Annotated in this window: 16 protein-coding genes and 1 pseudogene; 11 read left to right on the top strand and 6 right to left on the bottom strand. The window is 73.3% G+C overall.

Annotated elements, in window-relative coordinates; translation table 11 throughout:
- Positions 1-97 precede the first annotated feature (97 nt).
- A complete protein-coding gene (locus IE257_RS33485; RefSeq protein WP_189973644.1) occupies positions 98-889 on the top strand; it encodes a spermidine synthase in 792 nt (263 codons plus the stop codon).
- Between the two features lie 24 nt (positions 890-913).
- Here IE257_RS33485 and IE257_RS33480 read toward each other — a convergent pair whose 3' ends face one another.
- Together IE257_RS33480 and IE257_RS33475 are read right to left on the bottom strand one after the other, a co-directional pair.
- The gene (locus tag IE257_RS33480; RefSeq protein ID WP_189973595.1) at positions 914-2,224 is read right to left on the bottom strand and encodes an MFS transporter; all 1,311 of its coding nucleotides are present in this window, start codon (positions 2,222-2,224) and stop codon (positions 914-916) included.
- A 69-nt stretch (positions 2,225-2,293) separates the two neighbouring features.
- The gene (locus tag IE257_RS33475; RefSeq protein ID WP_189973594.1) at positions 2,294-3,319 is read right to left on the bottom strand and encodes a DUF8017 domain-containing protein; all 1,026 of its coding nucleotides are present in this window, start codon (positions 3,317-3,319) and stop codon (positions 2,294-2,296) included.
- Between the two features lie 96 nt (positions 3,320-3,415).
- Between IE257_RS33475 and IE257_RS33470 the strand changes: the two genes are divergently transcribed.
- The 7 genes and pseudogenes from IE257_RS33470 (at position 3,416) to IE257_RS33445 (ending at position 9,358) form a co-directional block, all read left to right on the top strand.
- Positions 3,416-3,868, top strand: a complete 453-nt coding sequence (locus IE257_RS33470) for a DUF4442 domain-containing protein (RefSeq protein WP_189973593.1) — start codon at positions 3,416-3,418, stop codon at positions 3,866-3,868.
- Positions 3,869-4,041: 173 nt separating this feature from the next.
- Positions 4,042-4,488, top strand: coding sequence for a hypothetical protein (locus tag IE257_RS33465; protein ID WP_308279492.1), 447 nt, complete (start codon positions 4,042-4,044; stop codon positions 4,486-4,488).
- The gene (locus tag IE257_RS33460) at positions 4,485-5,330 is read left to right on the top strand and encodes a hypothetical protein (RefSeq protein WP_229920820.1); all 846 of its coding nucleotides are present in this window, start codon (positions 4,485-4,487) and stop codon (positions 5,328-5,330) included. Before IE257_RS33465 ends, IE257_RS33460 begins: the two co-directional genes overlap by 4 nt.
- A 14-nt stretch (positions 5,331-5,344) precedes the next feature.
- Positions 5,345-5,434 (top strand): annotated as a pseudogene (locus tag IE257_RS38705) (DUF2191 domain-containing protein); the annotation flags it as partial.
- A gap of 158 nt (positions 5,435-5,592) precedes the next feature.
- Entirely contained in the window at positions 5,593-8,100 is a 2,508-nt protein-coding gene (locus IE257_RS33455) for a glycoside hydrolase family 3 protein (RefSeq protein ID WP_189973592.1), read from the top strand.
- A gap of 58 nt (positions 8,101-8,158) precedes the next feature.
- On the top strand, positions 8,159-8,839 hold the full coding sequence (locus tag IE257_RS33450; protein ID WP_229920806.1) for a DedA family protein: 681 nt from the start codon (positions 8,159-8,161) through the stop codon (positions 8,837-8,839).
- A gap of 54 nt (positions 8,840-8,893) precedes the next feature.
- Positions 8,894-9,358, top strand: coding sequence for an ankyrin repeat domain-containing protein (locus IE257_RS33445; RefSeq protein WP_189973591.1), 465 nt, complete (start codon positions 8,894-8,896; stop codon positions 9,356-9,358).
- On the opposite strand, the gene IE257_RS33440 is transcribed toward IE257_RS33445, so the two are convergent.
- On the bottom strand, positions 9,355-9,900 hold the full coding sequence (locus IE257_RS33440; RefSeq protein ID WP_189973590.1) for a gamma carbonic anhydrase family protein: 546 nt from the start codon (positions 9,898-9,900) through the stop codon (positions 9,355-9,357). The two genes, IE257_RS33445 and IE257_RS33440, sit on opposite strands and share 4 nt — an antisense overlap.
- Before the next feature lie 138 nt (positions 9,901-10,038).
- On the opposite strand from IE257_RS33440, the gene IE257_RS33435 reads away from it, so the two are divergent.
- Complete coding sequence (locus IE257_RS33435) at positions 10,039-10,785, top strand: acyltransferase (protein ID WP_189973589.1); 747 nt, start codon at positions 10,039-10,041, stop codon at positions 10,783-10,785.
- A gap of 15 nt (positions 10,786-10,800) precedes the next feature.
- Here IE257_RS33435 and IE257_RS33430 read toward each other — a convergent pair whose 3' ends face one another.
- Entirely contained in the window at positions 10,801-11,667 is an 867-nt protein-coding gene (locus tag IE257_RS33430; RefSeq protein WP_189973588.1) for a DMT family transporter, read from the bottom strand.
- A 105-nt stretch (positions 11,668-11,772) separates the two neighbouring features.
- On the opposite strand from IE257_RS33430, the gene IE257_RS33425 reads away from it, so the two are divergent.
- Positions 11,773-12,399, top strand: coding sequence for a helix-turn-helix domain-containing protein (locus tag IE257_RS33425; protein ID WP_189973642.1), 627 nt, complete (start codon positions 11,773-11,775; stop codon positions 12,397-12,399).
- On the opposite strand, the gene IE257_RS33420 is transcribed toward IE257_RS33425, so the two are convergent.
- Together IE257_RS33420 and IE257_RS33415 are read right to left on the bottom strand one after the other, a co-directional pair.
- Positions 12,396-12,800: a CoA-binding protein gene (locus IE257_RS33420; RefSeq protein ID WP_189973587.1), complete on the bottom strand. Its 405-nt coding sequence runs from the start codon at positions 12,798-12,800 to the stop codon at positions 12,396-12,398. The genes IE257_RS33425 and IE257_RS33420 overlap by 4 nt on opposite strands.
- 114 nt (positions 12,801-12,914) lie before the next feature.
- Positions 12,915-13,190, bottom strand: a complete 276-nt coding sequence (locus IE257_RS33415) for a hypothetical protein (protein WP_189973586.1) — start codon at positions 13,188-13,190, stop codon at positions 12,915-12,917.
- A 41-nt stretch (positions 13,191-13,231) separates the two neighbouring features.
- Here IE257_RS33415 and IE257_RS33410 point away from each other — a divergent pair, with 41 nt between their 5' ends.
- Complete coding sequence (locus IE257_RS33410; RefSeq protein ID WP_189973585.1) at positions 13,232-13,858, top strand: YigZ family protein; 627 nt, start codon at positions 13,232-13,234, stop codon at positions 13,856-13,858.
- Positions 13,859-13,880: the final 22 nt, after the last annotated feature.

Below are 13,880 nucleotides of genomic sequence, written 5' to 3'. Positions count from 1 at the left end.
CGCCCGGAGCCGTCCCGGGCTCCTGCCGGAGAATGGAACGGTGAGCGACGAACAGATCCCGGTCGTCCGGGACGTGGGCCAGGGCACCGCCAAGCTGATGCCGGACGTGGACCGGGAGCGGGCCTGGCTGCTGACCGTCGACGGGGCCCCGCAGTCGTACGTGGATCTGGACGATCCGCAGCACCTGGAGTTCGAGTACGTACGCCGCCTCGCGCACGTCCTGGACTGCGCGGCCGAGCCGGGGCTCGCGCTCGACCTGCTGCACCTCGGCGGCGGCGCGCTCACCCTGCCGCGCTATGCCGCGGCCACCCGGCCCGGATCCCGGCAGGCGGTCGTCGAGTTCGACGCGGGCCTGGTGGAGCTGGTGGCCGAGCACCTGCCGCTCGCAGCGGGTACCGGTGTCACGGTGCACACCGCCGACGCCCGTGCCTGGCTGGAGGCCGCGCCGGCGGGGAGCGCGGACGTGGTGGTGGCCGACGTGTTCGGCGGCTCGCGCGTGCCCGCGCAGCTGACGTCGGTGGAGTACGCGCGGGCGGCCGCGCGGGTGCTGCGGCCCGGCGGGCTGTACGCGGCGAATCTGGCCGACGGGGCGCCCTTCGACTTCCTGCGGGCGCAGGTGGCGAACTTCGCGGAGGTGTTCCCGGAGCTGGCGCTGGTCGCCGAGCCCGCGGTGCTGCGGGGCCGGCGGTTCGGGAACGCCGTGCTGCTGGCCTCCGACGCCCCGCTGGCCGTGGGGGCGCTGGCCCGGCGGTGCGCGGGCGACGCGTTTCCCGCCCGGGTGGAGTACGGGGACGGCCTGGCACGGTTCAGGAAGGGCGCGGTGCCCGTGGCCGATGCGGACGCGGCCCCTTCACCGGCGCCCCCGGAGGGCGCGTTCAGCCTGGGGTGAGCGGCGGTCCGAGCCGGGCGGGCGTCAGAGCCCGGCGGGGGCCTGCTCGGCCGGTGCCGGTGCCGGGGCCGGGGCGATGGTCTTGCCGTGCGCCCTGCGGGTCATGCGGCGGACGTCCGGGACCAGCAGCACGAGGGCGGTGGGCACGACGACCAGGACCGCGCACCCCCACAGCGCCTGGGTGCGCCCGAACGCCGCTTCGGCCGGCCCGGCCAGGGCGGTCGCCAGCGGCAGCATCGACACAGAGCCGAACCAGTCGTAGGCGGTGACCCGGGAGAACTTCTCCTCAGGGATCTCCTGGTGCATCGCGGTCATCCAGTTCACGCCGAACACCTCTATCGCGGCGCCGCTGACGAGCATCACCACGCACAGCCCCCACACGGGCAGCGGTACCGCCAGCCCCGCCGAGGGCAGCGCCAGCGGGAACACGCACAGGGTGCCGACCAGCAGCAGCCGGCGCGGCCTCCACGCCATCATCAGGACGGCCCCGGCGATGGTGCCGACCCCGAAGAAGGCCAGGGCCAGCCCCCAGGGCGCGGAGCCGCCCAGGTGGTCCCGGGCGACCAGCGGCCCGTAGACCGCGTCGGCGGTGCCGACGACGGCGACCACGACGGAGAACTGGAGCACGATGCTCCACAGCCAGGGACGGGTGCGGACCTCCACCCAGCCCTCGCGCAGATCCGACAGCAGGCCGCCGCCCGGGGCCCGGTCGGGTACGTGCTTGACGTCGAGGAAGGCGCGCAGGGCGCCGGCGACGGCGAAGGCCGCCGCGTCCGCGGCCAGGACCCAGCCGGGTCCCAGCACCGCGATCATCGCTCCGCCGAGGGCCGCGCCGCCGATGCCGGCGCCGTTGATCGCCATGCGGAAGAGCGCGAAGGCACGGTTGGAGTGTTCGCCGGAGACCGTGGACAGCAACATGCCCTCGGCGGCGGGGTTGAAGAAGGCCGTCCCGGTGCCGCACAGGGCCGTCAGCAGCATCATCTGCCACAGCTCGGGCGTGCCGGTGAGGACCAGGACCGCGAAGGCGGCCTGCGACAGGCAGTTCAAGGTGTTGGCCGCGACCATCACGCGGTGACGGGGCAGCCGGTCGGCGATCGCGCCGCCGATGAGCAGGAAGAGGACGAGCGGCAGCGTGCGGGCGGCCGCGATCAGTCCGACGTCGGCGCCGGATCCGCCGGCCTGCATGACCGCGAACGCGGCCGCGATGTGGGCTCCGTGGCTCCCCAGGTTCGTGATGATCGCCGCACCCGTGAGCAGGCTGTAATTGCGGCCGGCCCAGGCGGGGCGGCGGCGGTGCACGGGCGTACGGGGTGCTGCGGTGCGGGGAGAACTCACCCCCGGACTATCCCCGCCCCGGGCCGAGAATCCAAACGGATACCCGACCCGGGACACGGGACGCGGGGATCACGGGGCGGTGAGCCGGATGGAGCTGAGGACCTTGTCGGTGACGTCGGTCCCGACCTCGTCCTTCACACCGGCCGCGCTGATGAGCGCGAAGCTGGCGAAGTCACCGGTGGCGTTCTTGAAGGCGAAGCCGACCGCCTTGCCGTCGGTGGAGCATTTGTGCTCCTTCTTCACGCCCGTGGCGGTCGCCACCACCATGTGGCCCTTGAGGCCGGAGGCGGTCGTGAACTCCTTGGGGTCGGTCACCTTGACCGTGCCCTTGGGCTCCTTCTGCGCGAAGCCCGCCCACACCCAGGTGCCGGTGTTGTCGGTCGCCGCCTGCGCGGTGTCCTTGGCGCCCTGGGCACCCTTGACGCCGGCGTCCGCGACCGAGAACTTCTCGACCCGGCCGTCGGCGTCCTTGTCGAAGGTGCACCACTCTTCCTTGAGGCTGGAGGTCCCGGACATCGTGATGACCGGCTTGCCGTCCTTCTTGACCTCGTCCTCGTAGAAGAGGGACACCCCGGAGTCGTGGACGTTCCACTCGGGGGGCACGTCGTAGCTGACGCCGTACTTCGTGTTGACGACGACCTTCCAGCCCGGGATGACCGGCTGGGCGCTGCCGCCGGCCCGCGGGTTCGCGCTGCTGCCGGCCGGGGCGGGTGCCTCGGAGGCCGGCGCCGAGGGGCTGGCCGGCGGCTTGTCGTTGGCCTCGGTCTTCTTGTCGTCCCGGGTCAGGACGAAGGCGCCGGTCGCGGCGGCCGCCACGACGACCGCGGCGGCCGCGACGATGGCCACGGTCTTGGTCGAGTACGGGCTTCCGCCGCCCGCCTGAGGCGCCTGGGGCGGCTGGGCCGGTCCCCACTGCTGGCCGGGAGCGCCCTGGGGCTGCTGGTACCCCGGCTGCTGCGGATATCCGTAACCGGGCTGCTGCTGGTACGGGTTCGGCTGCTGCCCCGGCTGTCCCGGCTGCTGCTGGTACGGGTTCTGATGCGCGTCCTGAGGGTTCTGTTCGCCCCCGGGCGGCTGCTGCTGTCCTGGCCACATGGCCGGTAACGATAGTGGTCGTGGTCGTGGGGAGCCACGGCCGCCCCCGTAGGAGCTCTGGCCAACCTGGACTACTCGCGGGTAACATCGCGTTTCATGAGCGCAGACCAGATGAACGTGGGCGAACTGCTCGCCGCGACCGTGCCGATGGCCCGGACCCTGAACCTCCAGTTCCTGGAGACCACTCCCGAGCGCGCGGTCGTCCGGCTTCCGGACCAGCCCGACTACCACAACCACGTCGGCGGCCCGCACGCCGGCGCCATGTTCACCCTCGCCGAGTCCGCGAGCGGCGCGATCGTCCTGGCCGCCTTCGGCGACCAGCTCTCGCGCGCCGTGCCGCTCGCCGTGAAGGCCGAGATCGGCTACAAGAAGCTCGCCAAGGGCGTCGTGACCGCCACCGCCACCCTCGGTCGCCCGGCCGCGGAGGTCGTCGCCGAACTCGACGCCGGCGGCCGCCCCGAGTTCCCCGTCACCATCGCCATCCAGCGTGAGGACGAGGCCGTGACGGGTGAGATGACCGTCGTCTGGACCCTGCGCCCCAACGCGTAGCGGCAGCCGTACGGCAACGATCGCGTGCCTACGGCGTCGTGCGGGCCGTCGGGGGGCGACAGCCCACCGGCGGTTCTCCGAGTGGACGAGGGAAGAAACCTCCCCGGCACCGAACGGGACGGCCTCCTAAGCCCGTGGCGGTGGGGCAGAGGGTTCGGCATCATCCCCATGTGATGGTGATGCAACCCGTTCTGGAGATCTTCTCGGCCGACGACTTCGCGCTCTGGCCGGTCGGCGAGCACGAGTCCCACGGTTACCTCGTGCTGGACGGGGAGCTGACTCCGGCGCAGGTCGGGACGGCGGTGATGCGGATCGCCGACTGCAACGACTTCGAGCCGGAGGAGGGGCACGGGCCGTCCCCGACCGACCCGCTCGGCGCGTTCCTGCACGGGCTGCTCACCATGACCGACCTGTTCGCCGCCGGTGGCTTCCGGGTGACCGACAGCCCGGTGATCGAGCTGCCCGTGGACCGGGTACGGGCGCTTGTCACCGGCGCCCAGCAGGACTTGCGGGACTTCCTCAGCCTCGCCGGAATCTGGGCCGGACGACACCTGCCGACACATGGCGCGGCCGTCACCGCCGCCCTGGCCCGGGCGCTGGACCTGGGGCCCACGCCATGACCAGCTTCCTCACCCACAGAGCGCGCGTGCACGACGCCCGGCTCCCCCTCCACCGGCGGCACAGCGCGCTGCGCACCTGCCTCACCCTTTTCGCGCCCTACGGCCTGCGGGCGACGTACCACCACCTCACGCTCAGCGCCGCGATCCCCCGGCGGCTGGAGGCGGACCCTGCTGCGCTGCTGCGGGCGGTGGAGGAACTGCACGAGGCGCGGCTGCTGTGGCTCACACGGGCGGAGGAGTACGCCGCGCAGCGTCGGACTGAGAAGCGGGCCGGGCGGCGGGCCGTACCGAACCCTCGGCCGTGGTGGCTGCGGAGCTGGTGGGAGAGCCCGGACCGTGCCTGGTACGAAGATCCGTTCCGCCACCCGTCGCTGCGGCTGTCCGAGTACGTCCGGCGGCAGAACGCGCTCCTGGACGGCGCTGAGCTGCCCGGCTGCCCGGCCTGCGGGCACGAGGGAGCACCGGAGCAGAACTCGACGGGACACGGCTGGGTCGAACTGTGCGGCCGGTGCGCGTGGGCGCCGGCGCCGTGTCCGTGCGGGCAGCCGCACCGGCTCGTGCCGGGGAGTCCATACCGCTGGAACGAGATCTGGCAGCGGGCGCACATGAGCGATGACGGCACGCCGAACCCACACTGGCCCGGCGGCTGGCCAGTCGGATGCGGCACGGCAGATGCTCGGGAAGCCGAAGCCGAAGCCGAAGCCGAAGCCGAAGCCGAAGCCGAAGCCGAAGCCGAAGCCGCAGCCCGTGGACCACGGGGAACCGCGCGCGGGACCACCACGGCCGAGCCGGCCGGCGTAGGCAGAGTCCGCCCGGACATGGGTGGATCTGCTGCTGGGTGAGGCGAAGGCGCCACGGAAGTTCTCAGGGCGCGGTGGAAGCCGTCGTACGGGACTGCATCGCGCGCGGGCACCGCACCGAGGCGCGCGTGCAGCGACAGGACGAGACCCGGCAGCGGCGCCGACACCGCGCCGCTGCCGGAGGACTGAACCTGGGCGTCGCGGTGGCGCGTCTCGGCGGACCCGGCGGGCGCGCGGCGCACAGTGGGCGCGGGAGCGGTCCGGCGCGGGCCGCTCCCGCCGACCCACGCCGCAGGGAGCGCCCATGAGCGAGGCCGTGTCCAGACGTTCCGCGATGCGGCTCCTCGCGGCGGCGGGCGCGGCGGGCACCTCCCTCGGCGCTGCCGCCTGCGCCCCCGAGGTACCGCCGGGCGCCGCGGCCCCCGGGGCGCCGGCCGCCGCACCACCCGTCGAGGCCAAGGGCGCGGCCCGCGTCGACGCCCTCGTGGAGCGCCTCACCCTCGACGAGAAGACCGCCCTGCTGCACGGAGCCCGGGACCCCGCCCCGCTCGGCCAGGCCGGCTACGTGCCCGGCGTACCGCGCCTGGGCGTCCCGGCGCTGCGCCTCGCCGACGGACCCGCCGGGGTACGGGTCGCCGTACCGGCCACGGCGCTGCCCGCGCCGGTGCTGCTCGCCTCCGCCTTCGACCCGGCGCTGGCCCGCGAGTACGGCCGGGTCATCGGCCGCGAGGGCCGGGCACTCGGCCAGGACGTCCTGCTGGCCCCCATGGTGAACCTGATCCGCACCCCCTACGCGGGCCGGAACTTCGAGACCTTCGCCGAGGACCCGGGCCTGACCGCAGACCTCGTGGGCGAACTGATCCGCGGCATCCAGGACGAGGGCCTCATCGCCACCGTCAAGCACTTCGCCCTCAACAACCAGGAACACGGCCGCGACACCGTCGACGTCATCGCCGCCGAGCAGACCCTCCACGAGACCGAGCTACGGGGCTTCGAGGCCGCCGTGGCGGCCGGCGCGGGTGCCGTCATGGGCGCGTACAACAAGGTCAACGGGGTCCACGCCTGCGAGAGCAAGCCGCTGCTCGACGAACTGCTGCGCGGCAGCTGGGGGTTCGACGGCTGGGTGATGTCCGATTGGGACGCCACCCACAGCACCGTCGCCGCCATCGGCGCCGGCCTCGACATGGAGATGCCGGGCGGCACCCACTTCGGCGGACCGCTGCGCGAGGCCGTGCGCGGCGGCTCCGTGGCGGAGGGCGCCGTCGACCTCGCCGTCCACCGGATCCTGGCCACCATGGACCGCTTCGGGCTGCTCGCGGCCCGCCCCGCCGCCCGGCCCCCGCGCGACGCAGCCGCAGGCGCACGGACCGCCCGCAAGGTGGCCACCGCCGGGGCCGTACTGCTGCGCAACGAACACGGCACCCTGCCCCTGACCGGCGCCGCCGCCCGCTCGATCGCGGTGATCGGGCCGACCGGCCAGGTGCCCTTCGTCGGCGGCGGTGGCAGCGCGCAGGTGGTCCCCGAAAGGGCACCCGCCCCGCTCACCGCCATCCGGCAGCGCGCCGGGAACGGCGCGTCCGTGCGCTACGCCCTCGGCGAGGACCTGTACGGGCGCCCGCTCCCGGCGCAGCTGCTGAACCCGGCCGCCGCCCTGGAGGAGCGGGCCGTGGCCCCCGGGCAGGTATGGAGCCACGAGGGGGAGTTCCGTCTCACGGCCGACGACGAGTGGACCCTGCTCGTCCACTACACCGGGAAGCGGCCCGTCGTGCGCCTCGACGGGGAGGAGCTGTTCCCCGTCCGGCAGGGTGTGGCCGAGCACTTCGCCGGCGGGCTGCTCGGCTCCGCACCCGACGGGATGAGCGTCCGCCGCCGCACCCTCACCCTGAAGGCGGGCGCCCACCGGCTCGCCGTGACCGCCGAGGGCGGGGACAAGGGCCAGCGCTTCCGACTCCGGCACACCACCGGGGCGATCCGCGCCGCGGACCTCGCCGAGGCCGTGCGGACCGCGAAGTCCGCCCGCAGCGTGGTCCTGTTCGCCTACGAGGACGCCACCGAGGGCAGGGACCGGACCTCCCTGGCGCTGCCGGGCGGGCAGGAGCGGCTGATCGAAGCGGTGGCCGCCGCCAACCCGCGTACGACCGTCGTCCTCAACACCTCGTCCAGCACGACCATGCCGTGGCTGTCGCGTACCGGGGCGGTCCTCCAGATGTACTACCCGGGCCAGGAGGGCGGGGGAGCCACCGCCGACCTCCTCTTCGGGGACGTGGACCCCGGCGGCCGCCTCACCCAGACCTTTCCGGCCGACGAGCGGGCCACCCCGGTCGGCGGCGACGCGCTGCGCTACCCGGGGGTGAGCGGCCGGCAGGAGTACTCCGAGGGCGTCCACGTCGGCCACCGCTGGTACGACGCCCGGCGGGTGACCCCGCTGTTCCCCTTCGGGCACGGACTCTCGTACACCACCTGGCACTACGAGAACCTCACCGTCCGGCCCGAGCGGTCAGGGCTGCGGGTGGAATTCACCGTCCGCAACACCGGCCGCCGCAAGGGCACCGAGGTCGCCCAGGTGTACGTGGGACCCTCCCCGGAGCTGGAGCTCGACCAGCCGGTGCGCGCACTGGCCGGCTACCGGCGGCTCGTCCTGGCGCCCGGCGAGGCACAGCGGGTCACCGTCGACATCGGCGCACGGACCCTGTCGTCGTGGGACCCGGAGCAGCACGCCTGGGTGCTGGGTTCCGGCCGCCGCGAGGTGTTCGTGGGCCGTTCGTCGCGGGAACTGCCACTGAGGTCCAAGGCGGTCGTGACGAGCCGATAGGCTGCCCGTTCGGCGTGTCACAGGGGGCGCGCCGGCGACGACACGGGAGGACGTACCGGTGCACATCCAGGAATGGCTGGAGACGATTCCGGCGGTCAGCATCTATCTCCTGGTGGGTCTGGTCATCGGGCTGGAGAGCCTGGGCATCCCGCTGCCGGGCGAGATCATCCTGGTCAGCTCGGCGCTGCTGGCCTCGCAGCACGGGGAGATCGACCCCGTGGTACTCGGCCTCTGCGCGATCACCGGAGCGATCGTGGGCGACTCGATCGGCTACGCGATCGGCCGCCGGGGCGGCAAGCCCCTGCTGGACCGGCTGGGCCGGCGCTTCCCCAAGCACTTCGGACCCCAGCAGGTCGCGCTGGCGGAACGCTCCTTCGAGAAGTGGGGCATGTGGGCCGTCTTCTTCGGGCGGTTCGTGGCGCTGCTGCGGATCTTCGCCGGGCCGCTGGCGGGCGTGCTGCACATGCCGTACTGGCGCTTCCTGGTCGCCAACGTCCTCGGCGGCATCCTCTGGGCGGGCGGCACCACGGCCGTCATCTACTCGGTCGGGATCGTCGCCGAGCCGTGGCTGAAGCGGTTCTCCTGGCTGGCCCTGGGGCTCGCAGTGCTGTTCGGACTCGCGGTGACGCTGGTGGTGCGCAGCCGGATGAAGAAGGCGGCGCAGGCGGTCTCCGTGCCCGCGCCGGCCGGGGCGGAGATCCCGGCCCAGCCGGCGACCCGGACACCGGTCGGCGAATGACGGCGGACCGGACACCGGTCGGCGAATGACGGCGGACCGGACACCGGTCGGCGAATGACGGCGGACCGCCCGGACGGGGACTGGTCGGACGAGGGACGGTCGGAGCAGTACCACCCGCTGGCGAACGCGCGCCGTCTCGCCCGGGCCCTCCTCGACGCCGGCGCCGAGCCGGGCGGCCCCGCCGGACGGCTGCGCCACGTGCCGCTGGTCCTGGCTGCCACCTCCTGCGGGAGCGGGAGCCCGGAGACCGTGGACCTGCTGCTGGACCGGGGCGCCGACATCGAGGAGACGATGCGGGACCGCACCTCGCTCGACTGGGCCGCGCGCTTCGGCTTCCCCGCCACGGTGGAGCGGCTCCTGGAGCGCGGCGCCGCCCTCACCGAGCAGACCCTGCGGGAAGTGACGCAGAGGGAGCGGTCCACGGCCGGCCGGCGGCAGTCCGCCGACCACGCGCTGCCGGGCACGCGCAGGCCGGACCACGGAGCCGTCCGCAGGATCCTCGGAGCCGCGACGACCTAGGCGTTCGGGGTCACCGAGGCGCGGTGCTGCTTGGACAGTTCCACGTACATCAGGGCGTTGACCTTGATGCCCTCGCGCTCCTCGTCGGTCAGCTCGCGGCGCACCTTGGCGGGCACGCCCGCGACCAGTGAGCCGGGCGGGACGACCATGCCCTGCGGGACCAGCGCCTGCGCCGCCACGAGGGAACCGGCGCCGATCACGGCACCGTTCAGTACGGTCGCACCCATCCCGATCAGGCAGTCGTCCTCGACCGTGCAGCCGTGCACCACGGCGTTGTGGCCGATGGAGACGCGCGCGCCGATCGAGACGGGAAAGCCGGGGTCCACGTGGACCGTGCAGTTGTCCTGCACATTGCTGTCGGCGCCGAGCGTGATCGGGCCGCAGTCGGCGCGCAGCACCGCCGAGTACCAGATGCTGGCGCCGGCGGCGAGGGTGACGTCGCCGACCACGACCGAGGTCGGGGCCGTGAAGGCCGTCGGGTCGATGTCCGGGTTCTTGCCGCCGACACCCGCCACGAGTGCCTGGGCCGCCTGGTGCGTCATGTTCTCTTCCTCTGCGTCCGTCGTCCGGTTGCCGCGCTAACGGCACCGTAGGCCACGCGCCCCGCCGCACCGGCGATGGGGTGAAGATCACAGGAGTGTGGCCGGGGTGACCGGGGCCCGGCGCACTACCGTGGCCGGGTGCCGAAGAAACAGAACACGTTCTCATCTCTGACGGCCGCGCGCCGCCGGCTGGCGAGCCGCGTGGTCCACACCGGCTGGCGCTGGATGCAGCAGGCCGGCGCGGTCACCGCGCAGACCCCGGGGCGGCTCAGGTTCGGTGCGATCGGGGACGGCACCCGGCTCGCCTTCCCGCAGGGCACGGTCTTCGGTGAGCGGTGGATCCGCCTGGGTGCGCACTGCATCATCGGCGAGCAGGTCACCCTCACCGCCGGCATGATGCCGGACCTCGACCTGGGCTCCGAGCCGATGCTGGTGCTCGGCGACGGGGTGGTCATCGGCCGCGGGAGTCATGTCATCGCCGACGCCCGCATCACCATCGACTCGAACACCTTCTGCGGTCCCGGGGTCTACATCACGTCCACCAACCACAGTTACGACGACCCGCACCAGCCCGTAGGCCGGCAGTGGCCGCGCAGCGAGCCGGTGAAGATCGGCCCGGGGTGCTGGCTCGGCACCGGCGCGGTGATCCTGCCGGGGGCGCGGCTCGGCCGCAACGTCGTGGTGGCGGCGGGGGCCGTCGTACGGGGCGAGGTGCCGGACCATGCGGTGGTGGCGGGGGCGCCGGCGCGCATCGTGCGGCGCTGGGAGCCGGAGACGGGCTGGCAGCCGCCGCTGCGCACGCCCGCGCCCGTACCGATCCCGCACGGAATGACGCCCGAGCAACTGCGTGGCCTGGCGGAGCTGGCGGAGGCCGAGCACGCCTAGGAAGTGTCCGGCGGGTCAGCCGGCGGCGAGGAGCACGGTTCCGGCGAGGGCCAGGCCCGCGCCTGCCGCCTGGACCGTGCGCAGTCGTTCCTTGAGGACGGCGAAGGCGGCGAGCGCGGTGATCACCGGGTAGAGCGAGGACAGGACGGCGGCCATGGTGACCGGGCCGTTCTGGGCGGCTATGGAGTAGGTGCCGTTGGCCGCGACGTCTGCGAGGCCGACGAAAGCCAGGGCGGGCAACAGCCCCCGGAGGACCCGCGGGCCCGTGCCCGCAGGGAGGGCCGGTATGCCGCGCCTGGTCTGAGCCCACAGGGCGGCGCCGCCGACGGTGACATTGGTGACCCGCTGCACGAAAAGCGCGAGGAACAGCCCGGTCACGGTGGTGGACGCCTCTGAGATCAGGGCCATCACCGCGCCGAAGCCGAAGGCTGCGACCAGGGTGAGGACGACGGCCTGCCGCTGTACGGGTGCGCCGCGCAGCTCGGGGCCACCGGCGAGGACGATGCCGACGACGGCCACCGCGATCCCCGCGAACTGGCCGAGGCCGGGCCGTTCGCCCAGCATCAGCCCGGCAGTGACGGGCACGACCACGCCGAGGGAGCCCAGCGGGGAGACCACGCCCATCGGGCCGAGGGCCAGGGCCTTGTAGAAGCTGAGCATGGCGACCGGCCCGACCAGGCCCGCGCCGACCGCGAACCACAGCTGCGGCCCGGCCTCCCGCCAGGCGCCGGTGCCCAGGACCACCGCGCCGAGCACGACGACGGCGACGATCTGCGAGACGACGACCACGGTGAGCGCCGGGATCCGGCGGGTCAGCAGCCCGCCGCCGAAGTCGGCGAGCCCCCACAGCACGGCTGTGGCCAGGGCGAAGAGCGCGGTCATGGGGGCCTCGCAGTACAGTGCAGTGAACGGTGGAGTGCAGCATCGAATACAGAACACGTTAGTGCACTCTGTTGGACTCTGTCATCCAAAATATTGGACGGAATGGTGTCGGATCTCGAACAGCTCACCCAGGCGCTCGCCCGGAACCTCAAGCGGTGGCGCGGGGAGCGCGGCTTCACCCTGGACTCGCTGGCGGCTCGCGCGGGAGTGAGCCGCGGGATGATCATCCAGATCGAGCAGGCCCGTACGAACCCGAGCGTCGGCACCACGGTCCGGCTGGCCGACGCGCTCGGCGTCAGCATCTCCGCGCTCCTCGACCACGACCGGGGCCCGCAGGTCCGGGTCGTCCCCCCGGACCAGGTCGTCCGGATCTGGTCCAGTGAGGCGGGCAGCTCGACGACGATGCTCATCGGCACCGACGAGCGGGGGCCGATGGAGCTGTGGACCTGGCACCTGGTGCCGGGCGAGGGGACGGACTCCGTCCCGCACCCGTCCGGCACCATCGAGATGCTGCACGTCACGGTCGGGGAGCTGACCCTGGTGGTCGGCGAGGAGGAGTTCCGCGTCCCGGCCGGAGCCGCGGCCACCTTCGAGGCCAACCTCGCGCATTCCTACCGCAACGACGGCTCCGTACCGATGGAGATGACCCTCGCGGTGTCGGTTCCCCCGGTCTCGGCGCCGGTGCCCGCGCATGCACACGGGGGCACGGGCGCCGGCGCGCCGACGTCCTAGAGCGCCGGGATCTCGATCGCGGGGCAGCGGTCCATGACCATCGTCAGCCCGGCCTCGCGGGTGCGGGCGTACGCGGCCTCGTCGATCACGCCGAGCTGGAACCAGACGGCCTCGGCGCCGACGGCGACAGCCTGGTCCGCCACCGGCCCGGCCAGCTCGCTGTTCACGAAGACGTCCACCACGTCCACCTTGAACGGGATGTCCGCCAGGGAGGCGTACCCGGGCTCACCGTGGACGGTCTCGGCCTTGGGGTGCACGGGGATCACCCGCTTGCCGAACCGCTGGAGCACGCGCGCCACCCCGTAGGCCGCGCGGTCCTGGTTGTTCGAGAGGCCCACCACGGCCCAGGTGTCGCCGAGCTCGGTGAGGATCTTGCGGATGGTTGCCGGGTCGCCGTACACGTGTGCCGCCTCCTGATGTTCTCGTCCCCGCCGGCCCCGTGCACTGCTTCTCACTGCGTCGGACCGGCGCTCAGCCGGATCAACCGAAAACACCCGGGTGCGATTCCCCGCCGGCTACGCGGGCGACGGGTCCACGTTCCAATCGGGTGGCAGCGCCCCGTCGCAGAAGACACAGACGAAGTCCCCGTCCCGCACGATGTTCAGCTGCCCGCAGGCAGGGCACCGCCGGAAGACCACCGCGTGCGTGAAGCCGCCCGTGCGCAGGCCGATCCCGACCGCGTCGAGGGCGTCCGCGACCGAGAGGATGGGTCGGCCCTCGGTGCCCGGGTGGGCGAGTGCCCTCAGCTCGGGCGGGCCCACGTACCGGTAGTTCCGCCCCCGCAGTTTCATGACCGCCAAGGTAGCCCGTCGCCACGGCTTAGGGTGGTGAGGTGAAGGCAGACCAGTACGTGACGGTGGCCCGTGAGGGCGTGCACGAGTCCGAGATCAACCGCTCGCGCTTCCTGTGCTCGCTCGCGCCCGCCGCGACCGAGCAGGAGGCGCAGGACTTCGTCGCGCGCATCCGCAAGGAGCACCCCACCGCCACCCACAACTGCTTCGCCTACGTCGTCGGCGCCGACGCGTCCGTCCAGAAGGCCAGCGACGACGGCGAGCCCGGCGGCACCGCCGGGGTGCCCATGCTGCAGATGCTCATGCGCCGCGACGTCCGCTACGCGGTGGCCGTCGTCACCCGTTACTACGGCGGTGTGAAACTCGGTGCCGGCGGCCTGATCAGGGCCTACGGCGGGGTCGTCGGCGAGGCCCTCGACGAGCTCGGCACCGTCACCCGGCGCCGCTACCGGCTGGCCACCGTCACCGTCGACCACCAGCGGGCCGGCAAGACCCAGAACGACCTGCGCTCCACCGGCCGGACCGTGGTGGATCTGCGTTACGGGTCCGCCGTGGAGATCGAGGTCGCCCTCCCCGAGGCCGACCTGCCCGCCTTCGAGGCCTGGCTCGCCGACACCACGGCCGGCAGCGCCGCTCTCACCCTCGGCGGGGAGACGTACGCGCCCTGAGCGACCCCCGGGACGGGTTAGC

It is taken from the genome of Streptomyces avidinii (assembly GCF_014650695.1).
GTDB classification, from domain to species: domain Bacteria; phylum Actinomycetota; class Actinomycetes; order Streptomycetales; family Streptomycetaceae; genus Streptomyces; species Streptomyces avidinii.
The sequence above is the reverse complement of the archived record's forward strand: the minus strand, read 5'-3'. Positions and strand labels throughout refer to the sequence as shown.